Source organism: Herminiimonas contaminans, assembly GCF_015645465.1.
GTDB classification, from domain to species: Bacteria; Pseudomonadota; Gammaproteobacteria; order Burkholderiales; family Burkholderiaceae_D; genus Oxalicibacterium; species Oxalicibacterium contaminans.
Genome location: NZ_JADOEL010000001.1, coordinates 26,009 through 49,493 on the forward strand (window position 1 = coordinate 26,009; position 23,485 = coordinate 49,493).

Sequence of the window (23,485 nt, forward strand, 5' to 3'; positions counted from 1 at the left end):
GAGCAAATGGCTCCTTCGCCCCCAACTACTACAGCTTGCGATGTTTCAATGCAGGAAGATTTTCCCGAACACCTGATAAATAATGGGGTTCAATGTCGCCGATTACAAGCCCCTCCCCCTCTGCCAGCACGGTTTTCACCTCGCCCCACGGGTCGATCAGCATGCTGTGGCCCCAGGTAGTGCGGCCGTTTTTATGGCGTCCGCCCTGCGCTGCTGCCAGCACATAGCATTGGTTTTCTATGGCGCGGGCACGCAGCAGGATTTCCCAGTGTGCCTTGCCGGTTGTATAAGTAAAGGCGGCCGGTACCACGATCAGTGTGCAATCACCCATCGCGCGATAGAGTTCGGGGAAACGCAAGTCATAGCAAACCGACAAACCGACCTTGCCAAACGGAGCCTCAAAGGTGGTCACATCATGACCATCGACGATGGTACGGGCTTCGTCGTAGGATTCTTCACCCTTGGTGAAGCTGAACAAATGGATTTTGTCGTAGCGCTGTACACGCTCACCGGCCGGGTTGTACACCATCATGGTGTTCAACACTTTATCGGTGACCTGCGCCGCCAGCGGCAGGGTGCCGCCTATCAGCCAGATCTGATGTACACGCGCGGTCGCTGCCATGAATTCCTGGATAGGGCCGACATCCACTTGCTCGGCATAGCCCAGCTTGTCGGTTTCGTGCATACCCATCGCTGCCCAGTATTCAGGCAATAACACCAGTTGCGCACCCTGCTGTGCGGCATCGGCTATCAGGCGTCTGGCCGTCGCAATATTTTCCTCTATCGAAGGAGAGGAAATCATCTGGATCGCGGCTACACGCGAGAGGGAGTTCGTCATGATTCTGCTTTCTGTTCGCCTGGTTTCAACATCCTAGCCCGGCGTCGCCGCTGGTGCAGGCGTTGAAGATTGTTCATTCTTGCGGTCCACCTTGGTCACCGTAGGATCTTTCCATGGCCCGGTAATCTTGTATTCAAATGTGAACGCGCGCGCCAATGGTTCACGCAGGAACAATTGTGCCAGGAAGGTCCCTGCACCGATGACCGGGTTCACTGCCAGCGCATAAGCAACCGAGGCCGCACCGGCATTGATTTCCGGGATCACCACAGCGCGCAGGTTTTGCGATTCCTTGTCAATATCGGCCGAGCCTTCTATCAATACGGTCGCGCTGACGCCGCGCATTTTCAGGTTGGTAGTAGATGCTACCCCGTTATTGATATTCGCACTGCCGGTGATGCCGTCGAAAGCAAAGCCGTCAGAGAAGATATCGCGGAAATCCAGCGTCAGGCGACGTGGAATCGATTGCAGGCTCAGCACGCCGAGTAGCTTGGCAGCACCCGGTTCTACCTTGAGGAACTGGCCAGACGCTATGTCCATGTTGATGTTGCCGGACAAGCTCGGATAATCGATGGAGAATGGCAAACCCTTCCAGCTGATAGTGCCTTCCATTTTTCCTTTACCGTTACGCACCACATCTGCAAAGTCGAAACGACCCAGCAGGTTACCGGCATTATTGATGTTCATGCTGTAGTCTAGGCTGGAGCTATTTCCGCTCTTCTTGGCCAGCCAGCTACCGCTCGCCTTCAGGCTCGCATCCGGATTGCTCAGCGACAGATTGCGGATACGCCATTCGCGACCTTCGGTGGCACGCACATAGTGTGCGAGCAATTCGAGATGGCCCAGCTTCTTACCCATCAATTCAAAATTATCCGCGATGATGTCCAGCGCAGGCATCTCAGTTGCAGTATCTACACCATCGAGCAGGTTCTTGACTTCGGTATTCGCTGTTTTCGGCACCGTCAGTGACGACAATCTGGCCGTCACTTTACCCAGTCCACGTCCGGATGACGATTCTATCCAGGTGATATAGCCGGACATTTGCGCCGCATCGACGTTGGCTTGCCACGCGCCTTTATCATGCGTTGCCCCCAGCACCACGTTATCGAATTTCTTGTCGAGCAAATTCAATTCCGTCGCACGCACTGCAATGCTGGTCGGATCAACATACTGCGACAGATTAACGACGCTCAACGGATCTGCTGCCACTTTCTTCTTCGGATCAGGCACATCCTTGGACATCACTTTGAGCCAGTCATCGACATTCAGGCTACGCATGCTGAGATTAAGCGCGAGGCCGCTGTTGGGTACCGGTGCAGGTGTGTTCACACCGATACCGCCATAGACGACACGCCATTCGGGATTGGCGGCCGAGGTATTTTTCTCGCGTGCGTAATTCGCTGTAATCGAAGACCCCAGTGCCACCTTGATGGTGTCGCGCATCATGGTCGCGCTATCGGACTGCAAGCCTAACTGTTCAAACTTCAGTGGCAACGCATCTTTGGCCGCCTTGTTCAGCGGTGCCGGGAAGTCCAGCCCCAGGCCGCGCAGATTGGAATCGACCACGATGTCTACGCGCTTGCTGCGCACACCGATGCTGACGCCAAAGCGCGTACTGCCGTTGATCTTGTCGGTCAGTTTTTGCATCGCAGGCGACGGATAGTTTTTACGCAAACCCAATGCAGTGAGCGTGCCATCCGCCTTGATCAGGATGTTGCCGTCCTTTTGCGTGCCACCACTAACTGTCAGCGGGCCGCCAAGGAAAGTCGACTTGACGCCATTCAGCGTCAACCCTTTTTCATCAAACTCCAGTTGCCCCGTAGTACCTGACATCATCGGGATCACGTTCTGCAAGGTCACATTATTGTTATTGAATTTCAGTATGCCCTTGACCTTGGCATCTATCATCTTGTGCAGCGGCAGATGCAGTTTCAGCCCCAGCGTTGCATTGCCGCTCGCTTTGGTTTCATCTGTAAAGTGATCGATCCAGGTAGCAACCGGGCTGTCCAGCGTGTACTGCACCAGGTTTTGCAGGGTACCGGCCGCACTGCCATCGATGTCCAGTACCGGCGCATCTGCCAACAGATCAGGAATCACGGCTTTCACGTTCGATACATCGACACCGTTGGTCTTGCCGGTCTCACCCTTGATTTCCATGCGGGTGCGGTCGAACAGGATGGTGCCCTGCACTTTTTCCAGCAGCGGCCACATCGGTGCCTTGCCATCTTTCGCGAATAAATCCGGTGCATAGTTCAGGCCACCGTCTTCTATCCTGCCGCCAAAAGTGAACTCGCCTTTTGGTTTTTCGTTCGGCTTGCTGGTATGAAATGGGAAATGCGCCAGATCGCCTTTCAGCTTGATACGCGCATCGCGCAAGGTACCGGCAATCAGCGCATGCGATAGCCAGGTACGGAAGTCCTGGTTCATCGCGGTCGGCAGATAATTTCCTATCTTGTTCAATTCCAGTCCGGAGATAGTGCCGGTCACATCGATCGTGCCGAGGTCATGTCCGGCCCGCTTATGCAAAGGCATCAAATGACTGCCGGACAAACCTACCGTCAAACCCTGCTGCACGAAGTTCAAACCCTTCACGGTCAGCAGGAATTGATCGTTCTTCTGGAACGCCCACTGCGCATCCATATTGAAGGTATCAAATGCCACTTCCGGTTCGGAGAAATAAGTCGGCAAAGCCAGCTTGAGCTGATCCGAAGCCAGCACGATATTGCCGCCCTGGCTGTTGGCATCTATGCGTCCGGACAGGTTCTCAAAACCCGGAATCGCCGGTACTGCCGCTTGCGCTGGCGCAGTCTTGGTCGCTGCACGAGCCGAACGTGCAGGCTGTGCATTCATGGACAGATGCGAAAAATCACCTTTCAGCTTGTAAGAAGCAATCTCTGGATACGCACCCTGCCACTGCGCCGAAAAATCCTTCAACACACCACGCGGCGCAAAATCGCTGATCATCTGTAACTGTTCTTCCGGCAAAGGCAGGCGTCCGGCAAAATTAGCCCAGGCCTGCAAATCCAGTTGTTTCACCAAAATTTCGGCATGCTCGGGCGCATCTTTCTTCGCTGCCACATAGCGCTTGCTGAATGTCGTGCTGGGCAAAGTCAGGCCATCACGTGTCTGCAAGGAAAAATCCATCAGCGAAATCGTGTAACCCTGCGCGCCAAAGGTCAGTGTGCCGTCACGCGGACTTCCATCCAGCGGCTCGCTGATCGCGACCCTGCCATTTGCAGACGTCAACTCCAGCGGCACCAGGTCCTTGCGCAATTGCGCCGATACATCGGACAAGGCCAGGTCGGCAGTCAGGTCGGCGATACGTGCATGGTCAAACGCCAGCCAGGCGCGCAGCGAACCCTTGGCATGCTGCAAATCGAACGGGAAGTCTATATAAGGCTTCCAGCTCCCCAGCTCGGTATCACGCAGCGCCGAATAAATAGTGCCGGTCCAGCGCGAGGCGTCGGAAATTTTCTTGGAGAAATAGGGATGGTCAAAAGTCGCGCGTACATCCAGCGGCGCGGCGATCTCGGCTGGCGGCGTCGCCTTGAATGCGAACTGATGACGGCGACCTTCATTATGCAAGACCACATCGACCTTGCTCAGTAATAGATCTGGCGCTTGTCGCGCCTTGTCCTGCCAGCGCAACTGGCCATCCTTGATCCGGATTTCGCGTTGCGACAGGATCCAGTTAGCGGCCTTGCCGTCGCCATCCTTTTGCAAATCAACCAGCATCCCGGCGACGTAGAACTTGCCATCGGCATCGCGCTCTATGTCCATATTCGGCTGGTCTATCTCCAGGCTGTGCAGGCGCAGCTCTGCCACCATGACTGACCACCACGAAACGGTGGCTGACACTTTAGGCAAGCGCAGGGCAACATCCCCGCCCTGATCGTAAATCGCGACATTGTCCAGCGACAGGTAAGGACGCAAGCCATGCCAGGACGCATCGATCGCGCCTATGGTGACCGGACGGCCTATGGCCTTGGTTGCGACATTTTCTACATCAACCCGGTAATTGGAAATCTGTGGCAGGACCACATAGCGCAAGCTGAGGAACAGCGCGCAAAAAACGAAGTAAGCCACCAGCAACAGCTTGCCCAGCCAGCATAAGGCATTGAAGCTGGCCTGATTGGCATAGCGCAGTGTAGCCTGCAGCGAGCGCCAGCCTGCCTGTAGCTGATTGCCTGTTGGGGACTGTTCTGGTGGACGTGGGTCTGTAGGCATCAATCAAAAAGGTCGGTGAGTCGACTTCGCGTAGAATAAAACAGTCGGCATGCAAAAAACTGACATTAGCCGACAACAGCGCGGACTTACACCGCAATCATCAAGAACCCCTAGGATACTCTCTCCCAGCCCGTGACGAACATACCTTTGACCCAAGTTGCTGCATCCCGGTTTTATACCCGATGGATTAACGCGGATGAAACCCGCGCACAAAAGGTAGCCGAAGTCGGCAAATTATCCCTGAACGCCGAGGTTTTCGCTCGGATTTTACAAAACGAAACAGATGCGGGTGCTTCGCTCCCGGCCGCCATGCGCCGCTTGCGCAATCTGGTGATCGCGACCCTGATCCGGCGCGACCTCAGCGGCCAGGCCGACCTGGCGGAAGTGGTCGATACCATGACCGCTTTTGGCGACTTCGCGGTACAGCGCCACCTGGCCGCCGTCATGGCGGACATGGTCGCCATCCACGGCACGCCGGTAGGCGCGGAATCGGGCGAAACCCAGGAAATGATCGTGCTCGGCATGGGCAAGCTGGGCGGCGGAGAATTGAACGTTTCTTCAGATATCGACCTGATCTTCGTCTATCCGGAGGATGGCGAGACCGTCACCACCACGCCGGAACAGCGTCAGCTGTCCAACCATGAATTCTTTACCCGGCTGGGCAAGAAGCTGATCGCAGCACTATCCGAGATCACCGAAGACGGCTTTACCTTCCGCGTCGACATGGCTTTGCGCCCGAACGGCGTATCCGGCCCGCTGGCCGCCAGCTTCGGCATGGTGGAGGAATACCTGATCGTGCAAGGCCGCGAATGGGAGCGCTATGCCTGGGTCAAGGCACGTGCGCTGACCGGTAAACCGGCCGATATCGAAGCGCTGGAACAAATCATCCGCCCCTTCGTCTATCGCCGCTACCTGGACTACGGCTCCATCGATGCCATCCGCAACATGCATGCGCAAATCCGCGCCGAGGTTACACGGCAGGAAGCACGCCACCCGGATCGCAGCAACAACGTCAAACTGGGCCGTGGCGGCATCCGCGAAATCGAATTCCTGGCGCAAGTATTCCAGCTCATACGCGGCGGCCGCGACGCCGCACTGCGCGACCGCTCAACCCGCCGCACGTTGCGCATCCTGGCCGAAAAACAATTATTCAAGCCCGAAGTAGTCGACCAATTGCTGCATGCCTACACCTTCCTGCGTAATCTGGAACATCGGCTGCAATACCTGGATGACGCGCAAACCCACACCCTGCCTGCAAATGAAGCCGATCGCCTGATCGTCGCGCACATGATGGGTTACCAGGATGTGCCGTCCCTGCTGGCTGCACTGGAAGAACAGCGCAAACTGGTCGCCACCCAATTCGATGAAATCTTCAGCGACAAAGCCAATGACAACAACGAAGAAAATGTTGATGCAGAACTGAGTGCCGTCCTGAGCGACACCGACAATGCAGGTGCGATAGAAGCCTATCTCAACACCCTCTCCTTCGACCATGCCGCCGATGCCGCGCAGCGCCTGCTCGCAACCTGGCACTCACCACGCCTGCAATCGCTGCCGGAAGCCAGTCGCAACAAGCTGGTCGCACTGGTCAATGCATCATTGCCCATCGTCGCCAAAGTCACGGAAACACGCTCGCTGGCACTCAATCGCCTGCTGAATTTCTTTGAAGCAATTGCACGCCGCGCGGCTTACCTGGCGCTGCTGACCGAATACCCGCATGCGCTGGAACGCGTGATCCGCATGATTGCCGCCAGCGAATGGGCCGCGCAATACCTGACGCGCCACCCTATCCTGCTGGACGAACTGCTGGACGACCGCACGTTGAAGGCCGCTCCAGACTGGAACGCCTTCGCCCGTGACTGCCGTCGCCGCCTGGACGAAACGCCGGGCGATACCGAACGGCAAATGGACGCGCTGCGCGAAATGCATCATGCGCAACTGATCCGCCTGCTGGCACAGGATCTGGTTGGCGACCTCAGCGTCGAGCGCCTGGCTGACCACCTGTCCGAACTGGCCGACAAACTGGTCGCGGAAACCATACACGCGATCTGGAAAACCCTGCCGACACGCCATCGCGAAGAACCCAAATTCTCCGTCATCGCCTACGGCAAGCTGGGCGGCAAGGAACTAGGCTACGCGTCCGACCTCGACGTCATCTTCCTCTACGATGACGATGACCAGGAAGCACCGGGCCTGTACGCCAAACTGGCGCAACGCTTCATCACCTGGATGACGGCACACACACCAGCCGGTATCCTGTTCGACGTCGACATCGCGCTACGTCCTGACGGTGCCAGTGGTTTGCTGGTCTCCACGGTGTCGTCGTTCGAGAAATACCAGACCACCTCCGCCTGGCCCTGGGAACACCAGGCCCTCACCCGCGCCCGCTACTGCGCCGGTGATGCCGACATAGGCGCACGCTTTGAAGCGATACGCGTCGAAGTCCTGCGCCAGCAACGTGATCCGGTGAAACTGAAAACTGACGTGCTGGACATGCGCAAGAAACTGCACGACGCCCATCCGAACCGCAGCGACCTGTTTGATCTCAAACACGATAACGGCGGCATGATAGACATCGAATTCATCGTGCAATTCCTGGTCCTGCGCGACTCGGCACAGCATGCACGACTGACCGGTGACATCGGAAACATCGCCCTGCTCAAGCTCTGCGGTGAACTGGGACTGATAGATCAGACGCTGTCAGGCAAAGTGGCCGATGCTTATCGTACCTTCCGCAAAATGCAGCATCAGATACGGTTGCAAGGAGCGGAACGGGCTCGGGTAGAGACTGAGCGGGTTGCTGTTGAGATTGCTGATGTTGAGGCTTTGTGGAGCGCAGTATTTAGTTAATAAGCTCACTCATGTCAGCGCATGCCCACATTTGAGCATGAAATGAAATCGCTTATCTATCAATGACATAAGTGACTTGCCCTGAGCTTATCCACAAGGCTGTGCACAAAAAACGGGGATAACTTTAGGACTTATACACATCACGTTGCATGAACTGCGCACCAACGTGAAGCCAAGAGGCTGTGGTCGTTCATCCACTGTGACGATGCCGTTTGTGCGGGACAAAAAATGGAAAAAGAAGTGGGTGTGTTTGAGCGTAGCGAGTTTCGCCCACTTCCCATTTTTTGTCCCGCACAAACGGGGACCCCGCAGGGGCAGCGGCGCCGTGGTCGCCTTTCTTTGCTTACTTTCTTTGGCGAAGCAAAGAAAGTGAGTGGCTGCCGGGCCACACCCGGCAACCCAACTCTCCACGAAGAGAGAACATCATCACCAACAAAAATACGAAACCAGACACACAATAAAAAAACGCCCCAATCTCTCGGGGCGTTTTTATAAGGCTAAAACCTTAAATTACTTGGCAGTCATCAATGCAACCGTAGTATCCAACATACGGTTAGAGAATCCCCACTCATTGTCATACCACGACGATACCTTCACCAAACGACCCGACACTTTAGTCAAAGTCGAATCAAAGTTGCTCGACGCAGGGTTGTGGTTGAAGTCGACTGAAACCAGCGGCTCGGTTTGGTAAGTCAGGATGCCTTTCAAAGCACCTTCCGACGCTTCCTTCATGATCGCGTTGATTTCTTCAACGGTCGTGTCGCGTGCAGCGATGAAGGACAAGTCCACGATGGAGACGTTGATGGTCGGAACGCGGATCGCGTAGCCGTCCAGTTTGCCGTTCAGTTCAGGCAAGACTAGGCCTACCGCTGCAGCTGCACCGGTTTTGGTCGGGATCATCGACTGGGTAGCCGAACGTGCGCGACGCAGGTCTTCGTGCATCACGTCGGTCAGGACCTGATCGTTGGTGTAAGCGTGTACGGTAGTCATCAAGCCATTAACCAGGCCGATTTTGTCGTTCAAGGGCTTGACCAGCGGTGCCAGGCAGTTGGTGGTGCACGATGCGTTCGAGATTACAGTGTCCGTCGCTTTCAACACATTGTTGTTGACGCCGAAGACCACGGTTGCGTCCACGTCCTTGCCGCCTGGAGCAGAGATGATGACTTTCTTGGCGCCGCCTTTCAGGTGGGCCGATGCTTTTTCCTTGGTGGTGAAGAAGCCGGTGCATTCCAGCACGACATCGACGTTCAGTTCACCCCAGCCGATTTCAGCAGGATTGCGTTGTGCGAAGACGCGGATTTTGTCGCCATTGACGACCATGTAATCGCCGTCTACTTCAACGGTGCCTGGGAATTTGCCATGCGCGGTGTCGTAACGGGTCAGATGTGCATTCGATTTTGCATCGCCAAGATCATTGATCGCAACGATTTGAATGTCATTCTTTTTGCCGCCTTCGTAGTGTGCGCGAAGGATGTTGCGGCCGATACGGCCGTAGCCATTAATTGCAACGCGGATGGTCATCTTTTTCTCCAGAAAAATTCAACAGCAAACAAAAATATTCAGTACTTATACAGCGCACGCTTGCTGCAATGCAGGCAAGTCACGCCAGCCGTAACCGGCTTCCATCAAATCCAGCCCGTCCCATGTGAACGGTTGTTCGACCAATAGTTCAGCGCCCAGTTGCTGGTAGAACTGACGCGCGCCCTGATTACCGGCGATTACCCATACCAGCAGGCTATGCGCGCCCTGCTTTTGCAAGGCTTCAGCAATCAGAGACAGCAAACGACGGCCGACGCCACCACGCTGCGCGATAGGTTTGAGATAAATGGCCGTCAGTTCGGCATTCATATCAAACTTCTCCGGCATCAGGAACATACCGGCGGCAAAACCAACCAGCTCGGTTCCTGCTTCCGCCACGAAGATCGAAATCGTCGGCAAATCGGCCTGTAATACCTGCGACCACATGGCCGTACTTTCTTCCGCGCGCATGCTGTCCAGATAAGCATCCGGCATCACGCCACGATAAGTCGTGCGCCAGCTTTCTACACGCAAGGCCGCTATGGCCTCGGCATCGCTAGCCGTCGCGCGGCGGAAAGTGATCTCGGTCACGCCAGTGTCTTTTTGACTGCAGCGATGACGTTCTCGACGGTGAAGCCGAAGTGCTTGAACAGCACGCCAGCCGGAGCCGATTCGCCAAAGGTATCGATACCAATGACGCCACCTTCGAGGCCTACATATTTGTACCAGAAGCTGGTGACGCCAGCTTCGATCGCGACACGTGGCACGCCTTTGGTCAAGACGCTGGCTTTGTATGCTGCATCCTGGCGATCAAAGACGTCGGTCGATGGCATCGAAACGATGCGTACTGCCACGCCGTGCTTGGCCAACTCGTCTGCCGACTTGACCGCCAGTTCGATTTCGGAACCGGTTGCGATCAGGATGGCTTTGGCGTTCGGTGCATCACGCAAGACGTAAGCACCGCGCTTGATGTCGGCGATTTGTTCTGCTGTGCGTTCCTGGAACGGCAAGTTCTGGCGCGAGAAGATCAGTGTGCTTGGACCGTCTTTGCGTTTAACCGCTTGCTCCCATGCCACCGCGGATTCAACGGTGTCGCATGGACGCCAGTTGTCCAGGTTAGGAATCAGGCGCAGGCTGGATACGTGTTCTATCGATTGATGGGTAGGACCGTCTTCGCCCAGGCCGATCGAATCGTGCGTGAATACGAAGATGGAGCGCAGCTTCATCAATGCCGCCATGCGCAATGCGTTACGGCTGTAATCAGAGAAGGTCAGGAAGGTTGCGCCGAACGGGATGTAGCCGCCGTGCAGGGCAATACCGTTCATGATCGCGCTCATGCCGAATTCGCGCACACCGTAGTTGATGTGGTTACCGGCCTGGTCAGCGCGGACTGCCACGCATTCTTTCCAGTTGGTCAGGTTGGAACCGGTCAGGTCAGCCGAACCGCCGAGGAATTCCGGCAATACCGGTGCCAGTGCCTGGATCGCGTTTTGGCTCGCTTTACGAGTCGCGATGGTTTCTTTTTTCTCTACGCATGCAGCGATGTAAGCATCAACCGCCTTGTTCAGGTCGCCCGGCAATTCGCCAGCCATGCGGCGTGCCAGCTCGCCTGCTTCTTGCGGGAATTTTTCGCTATACGATTTCAGCAAGGTATCCCAGTTGGATTCCAGCGCCTGGCCTTTTTCTTTCGCGTCCCATGCTGCGTAGACATCAGCAGGCACGTCGAACGGCGCATAGGTCCAGCCCATTGCTTCGCGGGTTGCTGCGATTTCCTTGTCGCCCAGCGCTGCGCCGTGCACATTGTGTGTGCCTTCCATGTTCGGCGAACCTTTACCGATCACGGTACGGCAGCAGATCAGGGTTGGCTTGTCGGATGCTTTGGCTTGCTTGATCGCTGCATCGACTGCATTAACGTCGTGACCGTCCACTGCGCGGATCACGTTCCAGCCATAGGACTCAAAACGTTTAGGGGTGTCGTCGGTGAACCAGCCTTCTACGTGGCCGTCGATCGAGATGCCGTTGTCGTCATACAAAGCGATCAGCTTGGACAGGCGCAAGGTGCCAGCCAGCGAGCATGCTTCGTGCGAAATGCCTTCCATCAGGCAGCCGTCGCCGAGGAAAACATAGGTGTGGTGGTTAACGACATCAAAACCCGGGCGATTGAATTCAGCCGCGAGCAGTTTTTCTGCCAATGCCATACCGACGGCGTTGGTGATGCCCTGGCCCAATGGACCAGTGGTGGTTTCGATACCTGGGGTGATGTCAACTTCAGGGTGGCCCGGAGTTTTCGAGTGCAATTGACGGAAGTTGCGGATTTCATCCATAGACAGGTCGTAACCGGTCAGGTGCAACAAAGCGTAGTGCAACATCGAGCCATGACCGTTCGACAACACAAAGCGATCGCGGTTGACCCATTTAGGGTTGGCCGGATTGTGCGAATAATGATTCGCCCACAAAGCGACGGCAATATCTGCCATCCCCATAGGCATACCGGGATGACCGGAATTGGCCTTTTGTACTGCATCCATTGCCAGCGCACGGATTGCGTTGGCCATTTTGGTAGTCGGGAGCGTGGAAGTCATGTGATTTGTGTAGATGGCGAGTCGAATGGAATAGAATCAAACCCAGAACAAAATACTGGTGCACCAGCAAATAAAAAACCTATTGCTGCGAAGCCGCATATTTTACCAGAGTGGCGCGCTCAGACTAAAATCGAATTCCGGCCTTTGGTCGAAGTTTCACCTAAATTAAACATTGCGATGCCCAATTGTGTCGCAAAACCATGTCGAAAAGACAAGCAACGGATCACAGATGCCTCGTTTTTATTGCCCGCAGCCGCTCGCCATCGGCGCGGTAATCACCCTGCCCGAGCATGTCGCCCACCATATCCAGGTGGTGCGCCTCAGTAGCGGCGACCATATCACCCTGTTTAATGGCGAAGGCGGCGAATACACCGCGACCATCACCACCATAGAAAAGAAGCGGGTGACAGCTGAAATCAAACTGTTTGAGCCACGTGAAGTCGAGCTGCCCTACGCAGTGACCGTGGCACAGGCACTGCCGGAAGCATCCAAAATGGACTGGATCATCGAAAAAGCGGTCGAACTCGGCGTCCATGCGATCCAGCCGCTGGCAGCACAACGTTGCGTGGTGCGGCTGTCGGCCGAACGCGCCGCCAAAAAGATGCAGCATTGGCAAGGTGTCATCGTCGCCGCCTCCGAACAAAGCGGGCGTAATCGCCTGGCGGCACTGGCAGAGCCGGTCGATTTCAATCAGTGGATACAGCAGCAGGATTTACATAAGCGCATCCTGCTCAGTCCGCGTGCCGAGCAGTCGCTGTCTGACTGGGCGCGCCATCACCCGCCGCAATCGGTGGCGATCATGATAGGCCCGGAAGGTGGCTTTACCGAGAAGGAAGAAGACCTGGCGCTGGCGCAGGGCGTATTAATGCTGGCGATGGGGCCGCGTGTACTGCGCACCGAAACCGCCGGATTGTCGGCGCTGGCCGCCCTGAATGCGGTCTGGGGCGAGATGTAACAGGCATTTCCGCCAGCCCCTTATGCGGAAAATCAGCTAATCACAGGCCGGTTTGTCCCCTTCTGCCATCTTAGTCGCAGGGAAACCTGACGAAAGCATTTATAATTCAAGGTTTTGCGACAGTTTCACTCACTCATTACATGAAGGTATTTCGCGGACTTCCCAATGCTGCATCCCGTGCGCCCTGCGCGCTGGCGATCGGCAATTTCGACGGCGTGCATCGCGGGCATCAGGCCCTGCTGGGACGCCTGCGCGAAGTCGCGTCGAAAATGGGGCTGGAATCAGCCGTGATGACTTTCGAGCCACATCCGCGTGAATTCTTTGCCGCGCGTGCCGGTGATCCATCCAAGGCCCCTACCCGCATCGCCTCCCTGCGCGACAAATTACAGTCGTTGGCAAAAGCCGGGGTCGACCGCGTCATCGTCGAACATTTCAATGCGCACTTCGCTTCGTTGTCGCCGCAAGAGTTCGTCGAAAAAATCCTGGTGCAGGGCTTGCACGTCAAATGGCTGATCGTCGGCGATGACTTTTGCTACGGCGCCAAACGCGCAGGCAATGTCGCGACGCTGATCGAGGCGGGCAAGCAATACGGCTTCCACGTCGAATCGCAGCCTACCGTGACCAGCAGCGCCGGCACCCGTATCTCTTCATCGGCGGTGCGTGAGGCTTTGCTGCAAGGCGACTTTGCCCGTGCCGAAGAATTGCTCGGCCATCCGTATGCGATGTCCGGCCATGTCATCCATGGCAAGAAACTGGGTCGCACCATAGGTTTCCCGACACTGAATGTACGCGTCGCGCACAAACACCCGGCCGTGTCCGGTATATATATAGTGCAAGTGCATGGCCTCGATGACCATCCTTTGCCCGGCGTGGCCAGCATAGGCGTGCGCCCAACGGTAGACGATAGCGGCCGCGTGCTGCTGGAGACGCATTTGTTCGATTACTCGCAACAATGCTATGGCCGCCTGATCCGCGTGGAATTCCTCAAGAAGCTGCGCGACGAAGAGAAATACATAGACCTGCCTACGCTGACCGCCGCGATCAACCGCGACGCCGTGGAAGCACGTGCCTATTTCAAGCAACTGACCGACGCGGCCACTTCCGCGACCGACCGAATTTGACGATGGCCCGCTGAAGTATCACGACCGTTGTTACACCGATCATCCTCGAAAAAATATTATGTCCGACAATCAAAACAAACCTGGCAAGCCAGCAGCAAAGCCGCAAAGTAAATACCCGGTCAATATGACCGACACACCATTCCCTATGCGCGGTGACCTCGCCAAACGCGAACCGCAATGGGTCAAGCAATGGCAAGAACAAAAGGTTTACGAAAAAATCCGCAAGGCTTCCAAAGGCCGCCCGAAATTCATCCTGCATGACGGCCCACCGTATGCGAATGGCGACATCCACCTCGGACACGCCGTCAACAAGATCCTGAAAGACATGATCGTCAAGACGCGCCAGTTCGCTGGCTTTGACGCACCGTATGTACCAGGCTGGGATTGCCACGGCATGCCGATCGAAATCCAGATCGAAAAGCAATTCGGCAAAAACTTGCCAACCGCAGAAGTCTTGTCCAAGGCGCGCACTTACGCGAATGAACAAGTCGAACGCCAAAAGAAAGACTTCATCCGTCTCGGCGTACTGGGTCAATGGGACAAGCCATACAAAACCATGGACTTCGGCAACGAAGCCGATGAGTTGCGCGCGCTCGGCAATCTGATGGAAAAAGGTTATGTCTATCGCGGACTGAAACCAGTCAATTGGTGTTTCGATTGCGGCTCAGCACTGGCTGAAGCGGAAGTTGAATACCAGGACAAGCGCGATCCGGCGATCGACGTCGGCTTCCCGTTTGCTGAACCGGAAAAAGTAGCGAAAGCATTCGGGCTGGCCAAGCTGCCGACCGACAAAGGTTACGCCATCATCTGGACCACCACCCCGTGGACCATCCCGGCCAACCAGGCACTCAACGTCCATCCTGAATTCACCTACGCGCTGGTGCAAACCGAACGCAATGGCGAAACCATCCTCGTGATCCTCGCCGCCGACCTGGTCGAAGCCACGCTGCAACGCTACGGCCTGAGCGGTACTGTCATCGCAACCTGCGTCGGTGAAGCGCTGGCCATGATCAAGTTCAAGCATCCGTTTGCAGATGTCGATCCGGGCTACAACCGTTTGTCGCCGATCTACACTGGCACCTATGTCACTGCTGACAGCGGTACCGGCATCGTGCACTCGGCACCGGCCTACGGTATCGAAGATTTTATTTCCTGCAAATCGCACGGCATGCGCGATGATGAAATCATCGCGCCGGTCATGGGCGACGGCAAATACGCATCGTGGTTACCTTTGTTCGGCGGCCTGACCATTTGGGAAGCATCGAAACCGATCTGCGCCAAGCTGGATGAAGTCGGCTCGCTGTTCAAGCTGGTAATGTTTGACCACAGCTATATGCATTGCTGGCGCCATAAGACACCTATCATCTACCGCGCTACGTCGCAGTGGTTTGCCGGTATGGATGTGATGCCGAAGAACCAGGGCGCAACCCTGCGTGAAACCGCATTGCAAGCCATCGAAGAAACCGAATTCTTCCCGAGCTGGGGCAAAGCCCGCCTGCACGGCATGATCGCGAATCGTCCGGACTGGACACTGTCACGCCAACGCCAGTGGGGCGTACCGATGGCGTTCTTTGTGCACAAGGAAACCGGCGACCTGCATCCACGCACACCCGAGTTGCTGGAACAGATCGCACAACGCGTGGAAAAAGACGGTATAGAAGCATGGCTGACACTGGACACGAAAGAATTGCTCGGTGCCGATGCAGATATGTACCTGAAGAATAAAGACACGCTGGACGTCTGGTTCGATTCGGGCTGCACCCATCAGACTGTCTTGCGCGGTTCGCACAAGGAAGAGCTGGCCTTCCCGGCTGATCTCTACCTCGAAGGTTCGGATCAGCATCGCGGCTGGTTCCATTCGTCGCTGCTGACCTCGTCGATGATGAATGGTCGCGCACCCTACAAGGCATTGCTGACACACGGCTTCACCGTCGATGGCGAAGGCAAGAAAATGTCGAAGTCGCTCGGCAATACGCTGGCACCACAAAAAATCTCGGACACGCTGGGTGCCGACATCCTGCGCCTGTGGATCGCATCTACCGATTACTCCGGTGAACTGTCGATCTCGGATGAAATCCTCAAGCGCGTGACCGAAAGCTATCGCCGTATCCGCAACACGGTGCGCTTCCTGTTGTCGAATACTTCGGACTTCGATGCAGCGAAAGATCTGGTACCGGTCGCCGACATGCTGGAAATCGATCGCTATGCGATAGCGCAGATGAACGCGCTGCAAGCGGAAATCCAGGCGCATTACCAGGTCTATGAATTCCACCCGGTCGTATCGAAATTGCAGATGTACTGCTCGGAAGACCTGGGCGGCTTCTACCTCGACATCCTGAAAGATCGTCTCTACACCAGCGGCGTGACTTCACATGCACGTCGTTCCGCACAAAGCGCGATCTGGCACCTGACGCACTCCCTGCTGCGCCTGATGGCACCTATGTTGTCCTTCACTGCAGAAGAAGCATGGGCAGTATTTGCCAGCCCGGAGATGAATGCCGACGGCACCATCTTCACGCACACCTTCTATCAATTGCCGGAAGTGGCAGACGGTGCAGCCTTGCTAAGCAAGTATGCGTTGCTGCGCGAAGTGCGCAACAACGTCACCAAGCAACTGGAAGAAGTACGCGTGGCAGGCAGCATCGGTTCTTCGCTGCAGGCAGAAGTGGCATTGCAAGCCAGCGGCGACAAGTTCGATGCACTGGCCAGCCTTGAGGATGATCTGAAATTCGTGCTCATCACTTCGCAAGCCAGCGTCAGCAAGGTCGCCACGGCAGAAGAAGAAAGCGTAGCAGTCACACCATCGGCAGCGCAGAAGTGCGAACGTTGCTGGCACTATCGCGCCGACGTCGGCAGCCATGCAGAACACGAAGGTCTGTGCGGCCGCTGCGTCGCCAATTTGTTCGGCAAAGGCGAAGCACGTCGGTTTGCATAAGACTTGCGTAACACGGCATCATTGCGCCACACTTCGCTCCGGCTCCGGCCGGAGTGATTTCCATGACATTTACGGGCAAAGATAGCGATGGCTTCTAACAAACGATATTTTTCATCCTCCAGCAGCATGGTTCCATGGTTAGGCATCGCCGCCATCCTGATCCTGCTCGATCAAATCACCAAAATCACGATCACCCGCCTCTTCGTCTACGGCGAATCACACGCGGTGACTTCGTTCTTCAATCTGGTACTGGTCTATAACAAGGGCGCAGCGTTCAGCTTCCTCGCGTCGGAGACCGGCTGGCAGCGCTACTTCTTTACCATCATGGGGATAGGCGCAGCCATCTTCATCATCTACCTGCTGAAAAAACACGCTGGTCAACGCCTGTTTTGCTGGGCGCTGGCGCTCATACTTGGCGGCGCGGTAGGCAATGTCATAGACCGCGTGCTGTACGGCCACGTCATCGACTTCCTCGACGTCCATGTCGGTGGCTGGCACTGGCCTGCTTTCAACATCGCCGACAGCGCGATTTGCATCGGCGCAATATTGTTTATCTACGATGAATTAAGGCGTGTCGGAAAGTAGCCAGTATCTCCAGCGTATCTACAGATTCACAACCGTAAGCTGATACACTAGCCCGCACATCTTTCAGGAGTCCTTCATGGATCTTGCCGGTAAAAAAATCGTACTGGGATTAACTGGTGGCGTCGCCTGCTATAAAGCAGCGGAACTGACACGTGAGCTCGGCAAAGCTGGCGCACAGGTACAAGTCGTCATGACCGATGCCGCCACCCACTTCATCACGCCAGTCACGATGCAGGCACTGTCCGGTCATCCGGTCGTCACCGACCAGTGGGATGCGCGCGTTTCCAACAACATGCCGCACATCGACCTGACACGCGATGCCGACGCTATCGTAATCGCGCCCTGCTCCGCTGACTTCATCTTCAAGCTCGCGCATGGCGCCTGCGATGACCTGCTCTCCACGTTATGCATCGCCCGTCCTGACACCCTGCCGCTGTTGGTGGCACCGGCAATGAATGTAGAGATGTGGCAAAACCCGGCAACCCGCCGCAATGTCGCGCAACTGAAAGCGGACCGCATCGCGGTACTCGGCCCCGACGCCGGCGAACAGGCTTGCGGCGAAACCGGCATGGGACGCATGCTGGAACCGGAGCAATTACTCGAAGAAATCATCGCCACCTTCCAGCCCAATCTGCTGGTAGGCAAAAGCATACTGATCACAGCTGGCCCGACCTTTGAACCGATAGACCCGGTACGCGGCATCACCAATCTCTCGTCCGGCAAGATGGGCTATGCGATTGCACGCGCTGCACGCGAAGCCGGCGCCGACGTCACACTGGTATCCGGTCCGACCGCACTGGCAACACCGTATGGCGTACACCGCATCAACGTACAGACCGCACAGCAAATGCATGATGTCGTCATGTCGCGCATCAGCTCGCAACATGTCTTCATCGCCGTCGCTGCCGTGGCCGACTGGCGCGTCGCGAATGTCAGCGCGCAGAAGCTGAAAAAGAATGCGGCCGGTGATGCACCATCGCTCGCGTTTGAACAAAACGCCGACATCCTCGCGGCCGTCGCAGCACTGCAAAATCCGCCGTACTGCGTCGGCTTTGCCGCCGAGTCGGAAAACCTGCTCGAGTACGGCGAAGCCAAGCGCAAGAAAAAGAATATTCCGCTACTTGTAGGCAATATCGGCCATCAGACTTTCGGCCAGGACCAGAACGAACTGGTACTGTTCGACGATAAAGGCCATACCGCCTTGCCACTGGCCGACAAGCAAAAACTGGCGCGCCAGCTGGTGCATGAAATCGCGCAGCGCCTGCCCTGATCCGAATCACTCTCTCACCTTCCCTGAGCCCATGAAGACTATCGAAGTAAAAATCCTTGATCCGCGCATGAAAGAACAACTGCCTGCCTACGCCACTCCTGGCAGTGCCGGCCTGGATTTACGTGCTTGCCTCGATGCACCTATCGTCATCAAACCGGGCGAAACCCATCTGGTACCAACCGGCCTCGCAATCCACCTGGCTGATCCGGGTTACGCGGCAATGATCCTGCCACGCAGTGGCATGGGCCATAAACATGGCATCGTCCTTGGGAACTTGGTGGGCCTGATCGACTCCGATTACCAGGGCCAATTGATGGTGTCGACATGGAATCGCGGTCAGACAGAATTCACGCTCAACCCTATGGAACGCCTGGCGCAATTGGTCATCGTTCCGGTCCTGCAAGTCGGCTTCAATGTAGTTGAAGAATTTGATACAAGCGAACGCGGTATTGGCGGCTTCGGCAGCACCGGGAAACACTGAATCTAGGAGAATTTTTATGCATGCCCTGCTGCAACCCGTACTACGTAAAACGAAAGCCACCACCGCCTTATTCCCTATCGCTTTATTGCTGGCCGGTTGCAGCACTGTCTCGCTCGATACTCCCAGCGCCCGCCCCGGCACCGTCGCTCCGGCGCCGGTTACCGAATCAGCGCAAAAACAAGCCTTGCGCAGCGTCACCGCACAACAGGATCGCTTGTACCGCCTGGCAGCACCGCTGCTGGTCAACAATGCGCCATTGTGCAAGGGCAATGCGCGCAACCTGATCGGCTTCAGCGCCAAGACCAAATATTCATTCTCGGAAGATTATGTAGAAGCAGCGCAATCGCTGGGCTTCGATGAACGCCTGCAAGTCACCGGCGTCCTGAACAATAGCGGCGCAGCTCGTGCCGGTGTCAAACGTGGCGACATCCTGGCGACAGTGCAAGACAAACCTATGCCGCAAGGACCGAATGCAGAGCGCCAGGCCGCTGCGGTGCTCGGCCCATTGGTCAACTCGGTTTCCAACGTCAAACTCGGCCTGATTCGTAACGGCAGCAACGTCGCCGTCACCGTACCGCTGACCCGCGCCTGCGGCTTCGGCATCGAACTGGGCAACACCGACAATGTCAGTGCCTACGCAGATGGTCGCCGTGTCCTGGTCACACGCGGCATGCTCAACTTCGCACGCAATGACAATGAAGTCGCTTACGTACTGGCGAAAGAACTGGCACACAACGCACTTGGTCATCCGGCACAACAAAGAATGAGCGCGACTGTAGGCGGCGTCATCGACAACATGATCCGCATCACACCGGATGCAGGTCCACTCGGTGGCAGCGGCGGCATCAAGGCGGTACCGCAAGAAACCGATGCAGCAGCGGATCGCCTCGCGCTCTACATGCTGGTACGTGGCGGCTACAGCATCGATGGCGTCAGCAGCTTCTGGCAACGCCTGGCAACACAGTACCCAGCCAGCGTCACCAATAGCTACACCGCGATACATCCAGCGACTGCGTATCGCATCACCGTGATCGACAAGACAGTCAGCGAAATCAAAGCCAAGCAGGCGGCGAAACAAAACCTGGTGCCGTGATCAATAGATAGCACCTGAAATAAAAAAGGAGCGCAATGCGCTCCTTTTTATTTGGCCTGGCTTAACGCGATCAGGAATGTATCTTCATCGCCTCATCGATATCCGCACGTGTCAGCTCCGGCGCAAATTGCTGGATGAAGTCATACGTGTACTGGCGCAGATAAGCACCACGACGCACCGCCAGACGTGTCACGTTCTGCGCAAACAGATGCGACGCATCGATCACCTTCAGACCGTTGCTGCCATTCTGTTGCAGTGCCATCGAAGCAACGATGCCGACACCAAGATTCAGCAACACGTATTGCTGAATAACGTCCGAATCCATCGCGGTCAAAACGATATCGGTGGTGATATCAGCCTGCTTGAACGCGTCATCGATATGACCACGACCAGTAAAGCCGAGGTCGTAGGTAATCAATGAATACTGCGCTAGGTCAGCCAGCGTGATCAGTTTCTTGTCCAGCAATGGATGACCATCCGGTACCACCACCGAGTGATGCCAGCGGTAGCAAGGGAAAGACACCAGGTCTTCAAACTGGCTCAAACCCTCGGTTGCAATACCGATGTCTGCCTTGCCGGACAATACCCATTCGGCAATATGTTCAGGCGTGCTTTGTTGCAGGGCGATCCGTACTTTCGGGAATTCTTTACGGAATACCTGCACCACCTTCGGCAGCATGTAGCGTGCCTGCGTGTGGGTAGTCGCCACTGCCAGTGTGCCGATTTCCTGCCCTGCGTATTCCTGGCTCGCACGTTGCAGGTTTTCTGCTTCCAACAACAGGCGATCGATGATTTGCAGGATGCCGCGGCCGGGATCGGTCAGGCCGGTCAGGCGTTTGCCATTGCGTTCAAAGATGTCGACGCCCAGCTCTTCCTCCAACTCGCGAATCTGGCGGCTGACGCCAGGTTGCGATGTGAACAGCACATTCGCCACCTCCGTCAGGTTGTAACCGCAACGTGCGGTTTCGCGGATCGATCGTAGTTGTTGAAAATTCATATCCAGGCACCTCTATCTATACTTGCGCAATAGCTCGGTGACTAACGGTCAGCGTTTATCGCTTATACCGATTCGTCAACGAACACTTGCAAACGTTTAGGACGAACAATCAGTGTTTCGCCCTCTTTCAATTTCAAATGACCGAAGCGCTCATTCGAGATCACCGCTTCTATCAATTCACCGTTGTCGTCGCGCTCCAGTTCCAGCTGGGCCAGCGGGCCGATCGCATGGGCACGGCGCAATTGCACCACGATGCCTTCTGCGCCAGTCGTGTAGCGATCCACTTCCAGGTCATGCGGACGGACATAGCCGATACCTTTGGAATCCTGGGTTTCTGCATGTTCAGGTGCATCGAATGCGATACCCGACGATTGCAAAATGCCTTCATGCACACGACCGTGAAACAGGTTGACGTTACCGAGGAAGCCGTAGACGAAAGGCGAAGCCGGGTTGTTGTACACATCCTTAGGCGCACCGATCTGCTCGACATTGCCCTTGTTCATCAACACGATCTGATCCGCAACTTCCAGCGCTTCTTCCTGATCATGGGTCACGAAAATACTGGTGACATGCAGGTCGTCATGCAGGCGACGCAGCCAGCGACGCAATTCCTTGCGGACTTTTGCATCCAGCGCACCGAACGGTTCGTCCAGCAGCAATACGCGTGGCTCAACTGCCAGTGCACGTGCCAGCGCAATACGCTGACGCTGGCCACCGGACAATTGCGGCGGATAACGGTCAGCCAGCCAGTCAAGTTGCACCAGTTCCAGCAATTTGGTGACTTTTTCCTTGATCTGCGATTCCGACGGACGAGTCGCCGATGGACGTACACGCAAACCGAAAGCGATGTTTTCAAACACGGTCATGTGCTTGAACAATGCGTAATGCTGGAACACGAAGCCGACCTGGCGTTCACGCACGTGGCGCGCCGAAGCATCTTCGCCATCCAGCAGCACCTGGCCGTGATCCGGTTGTTCCAGACCGGCAATGATGCGCAACAAGGTGGTTTTGCCGCAGCCGGAAGGTCCCAGCAGCGCGGTCAGTTCGCCGGCCGGAAAGTCCAGTGACACATTATTAAGTGCGACAAAATTGCCAAATTGCTTTTGAATATTCTTGACTTCGATGCTCATGATCCCTGCTCCTGAAACTGTTCGTGTGTATCTCTTAAACGCCATTCGATGAATGATTTGAGCGCCAGTGTAACCAGTGCCAACATTGCCAGCAACGATGCTACCGCGAATGCCGCCGAAAATTGGTATTCGTTATACAGAATCTCGACCTGCAAAGGAATCGTATTCGTCTGGCCGCGGATATGACCGGACACCACCGAAACCGCACCAAACTCACCCATCGCCCGGGCATTACACAAAATCACGCCATATAACAGACCCCATTTAATATTAGGCAGGGTCACATGCCAGAAGGTTTTCCAGCCCGAAGCACCCAATACCAGCGCCGCTTCTTCCTCTTCGCTGCCCTGCGACTGCATCAGTGGGATCAATTCGCGTGCCACAAACGGAAAAGTCACGAATACCGTCGCCAGTACGATGCCAGGCACCGCAAACAGGATCTTGATATTGTGTTCCTGCAACCAGCCACCGAACCAACCCTGTGCGCCGAACAACAGCACATAAATCAGGCCGGAGATAACAGGTGAAACCGAAAACGGCAAATCGATCAAAGTCAGCAAAATGCTCTTGCCACGGAAATCAAACTTGGCGATACACCACGAAGCAGCCACACCAAACACCAGGTTCAGCGGCACCGCAATCGCAGCCGTCAGCAAGGTCAGCTTGATCGCCGATACTGCATCTTCATCCAGGATGGCGGCGATATAGGCGTCCCAGCCTTTTTTCAATGCTTCGGCAAATACCGACGCCAGCGGCACAAACAGGAACAGCGTCAGGAAAGCCAGCGCAACAATAATCAGTATGGTGCGTACCCAGACCGGTTCCAGCGTCGCGGCTGGCACGCGCGGTGCACGTGCGGTCGCAGCCGGGAATACAGCACTGGCTGGAGGAGCTATAGCGGACATA

At 55.9% G+C, this 23,485-nt stretch carries 17 protein-coding genes; 9 read left to right on the forward strand and 8 right to left on the reverse strand.

Annotated elements, in window-relative coordinates; translation table 11 throughout:
• Positions 1–28: 28 nt before the first annotated feature.
• Positions 29–838 carry a carbon-nitrogen hydrolase family protein gene (locus IXC47_RS00130; protein WP_175625301.1) on the reverse strand — a complete coding sequence of 270 codons (810 nt, stop codon included), beginning with the start codon at positions 836–838 and terminating at the stop codon, positions 29–31.
• Between the two features lie 33 nt (positions 839–871).
• A complete protein-coding gene (locus tag IXC47_RS00135) occupies positions 872–5,062 on the reverse strand; it encodes a YhdP family protein (RefSeq protein ID WP_195874349.1) in 4,191 nt (1,396 codons plus the stop codon).
• Positions 5,063–5,209: 147 nt separating this feature from the next.
• Here IXC47_RS00135 and glnE point away from each other — a divergent pair, with 147 nt between their 5' ends.
• Entirely contained in the window at positions 5,210–7,912 is a 2,703-nt protein-coding gene (gene glnE / locus IXC47_RS00140; RefSeq protein ID WP_230089314.1) for a bifunctional [glutamate--ammonia ligase]-adenylyl-L-tyrosine phosphorylase/[glutamate--ammonia-ligase] adenylyltransferase, read from the forward strand.
• Between the two features lie 228 nt (positions 7,913–8,140).
• The gene (locus tag IXC47_RS00145; protein WP_195874351.1) at positions 8,141–8,407 is read left to right on the forward strand and encodes a hypothetical protein; all 267 of its coding nucleotides are present in this window, start codon (positions 8,141–8,143) and stop codon (positions 8,405–8,407) included.
• A 15-nt stretch (positions 8,408–8,422) separates the two neighbouring features.
• On the opposite strand, the gene gap is transcribed toward IXC47_RS00145, so the two are convergent.
• Genes gap through tkt form a run of 3 tightly spaced genes read right to left on the reverse strand, consistent with a single transcriptional unit; the run spans position 8,423 to position 12,012 of the window.
• A complete protein-coding gene (gene gap, locus IXC47_RS00150; protein WP_175625297.1) occupies positions 8,423–9,433 on the reverse strand; it encodes a type I glyceraldehyde-3-phosphate dehydrogenase in 1,011 nt (336 codons plus the stop codon).
• Positions 9,434–9,478: 45 nt separating this feature from the next.
• A complete protein-coding gene (locus IXC47_RS00155) occupies positions 9,479–10,021 on the reverse strand; it encodes a GNAT family N-acetyltransferase (protein ID WP_195874352.1) in 543 nt (180 codons plus the stop codon).
• Complete coding sequence (gene tkt / locus IXC47_RS00160; protein ID WP_195874353.1) at positions 10,018–12,012, reverse strand: transketolase; 1,995 nt, start codon at positions 12,010–12,012, stop codon at positions 10,018–10,020. The genes IXC47_RS00155 and tkt overlap by 4 nt, the downstream gene beginning before the upstream one ends.
• Before the next feature lie 229 nt (positions 12,013–12,241).
• On the opposite strand from tkt, the gene IXC47_RS00165 reads away from it, so the two are divergent.
• The 7 genes from IXC47_RS00165 to IXC47_RS00195 all read left to right on the forward strand — a co-directional run bounded on the left by IXC47_RS00165 (position 12,242) and on the right by IXC47_RS00195 (position 20,452).
• Positions 12,242–12,967, forward strand: coding sequence for a 16S rRNA (uracil(1498)-N(3))-methyltransferase (locus IXC47_RS00165; RefSeq protein WP_175625294.1), 726 nt, complete (start codon positions 12,242–12,244; stop codon positions 12,965–12,967).
• A 140-nt stretch (positions 12,968–13,107) separates the two neighbouring features.
• Positions 13,108–14,088 carry a bifunctional riboflavin kinase/FAD synthetase gene (locus IXC47_RS00170; protein WP_175625293.1) on the forward strand — a complete coding sequence of 327 codons (981 nt, stop codon included), beginning with the start codon at positions 13,108–13,110 and terminating at the stop codon, positions 14,086–14,088.
• A 58-nt stretch (positions 14,089–14,146) separates the two neighbouring features.
• Entirely contained in the window at positions 14,147–17,023 is a 2,877-nt protein-coding gene (gene ileS, locus IXC47_RS00175; RefSeq protein WP_195874354.1) for an isoleucine--tRNA ligase, read from the forward strand.
• Positions 17,024–17,110: 87 nt separating this feature from the next.
• Entirely contained in the window at positions 17,111–17,608 is a 498-nt protein-coding gene (gene lspA / locus IXC47_RS00180) for a signal peptidase II (protein WP_195874355.1), read from the forward strand.
• A gap of 76 nt (positions 17,609–17,684) precedes the next feature.
• Positions 17,685–18,878, forward strand: coding sequence for a bifunctional phosphopantothenoylcysteine decarboxylase/phosphopantothenate--cysteine ligase CoaBC (gene coaBC, locus IXC47_RS00185; protein WP_195874356.1), 1,194 nt, complete (start codon positions 17,685–17,687; stop codon positions 18,876–18,878).
• A 31-nt stretch (positions 18,879–18,909) separates the two neighbouring features.
• Positions 18,910–19,359, forward strand: a complete 450-nt coding sequence (dut, locus tag IXC47_RS00190) for a dUTP diphosphatase (RefSeq protein WP_175625289.1) — start codon at positions 18,910–18,912, stop codon at positions 19,357–19,359.
• Between the two features lie 16 nt (positions 19,360–19,375).
• The gene (locus IXC47_RS00195) at positions 19,376–20,452 is read left to right on the forward strand and encodes a M48 family metallopeptidase (protein ID WP_175625288.1); all 1,077 of its coding nucleotides are present in this window, start codon (positions 19,376–19,378) and stop codon (positions 20,450–20,452) included.
• 70 nt (positions 20,453–20,522) lie between these two features.
• On the opposite strand, the gene IXC47_RS00200 is transcribed toward IXC47_RS00195, so the two are convergent.
• The 3 genes from IXC47_RS00200 to cysW all read right to left on the reverse strand — a co-directional run bounded on the left by IXC47_RS00200 (position 20,523) and on the right by cysW (position 23,484).
• The gene (locus IXC47_RS00200; RefSeq protein WP_175625287.1) at positions 20,523–21,449 is read right to left on the reverse strand and encodes a CysB family HTH-type transcriptional regulator; all 927 of its coding nucleotides are present in this window, start codon (positions 21,447–21,449) and stop codon (positions 20,523–20,525) included.
• Between the two features lie 62 nt (positions 21,450–21,511).
• The gene (locus tag IXC47_RS00205; protein WP_175625286.1) at positions 21,512–22,579 is read right to left on the reverse strand and encodes a sulfate/molybdate ABC transporter ATP-binding protein; all 1,068 of its coding nucleotides are present in this window, start codon (positions 22,577–22,579) and stop codon (positions 21,512–21,514) included.
• Positions 22,576–23,484 carry a sulfate ABC transporter permease subunit CysW gene (gene cysW, locus IXC47_RS00210; RefSeq protein WP_175625285.1) on the reverse strand — a complete coding sequence of 303 codons (909 nt, stop codon included), beginning with the start codon at positions 23,482–23,484 and terminating at the stop codon, positions 22,576–22,578. Before cysW ends, IXC47_RS00205 begins: the two co-directional genes overlap by 4 nt.
• Position 23,485: the final 1 nt, after the last annotated feature.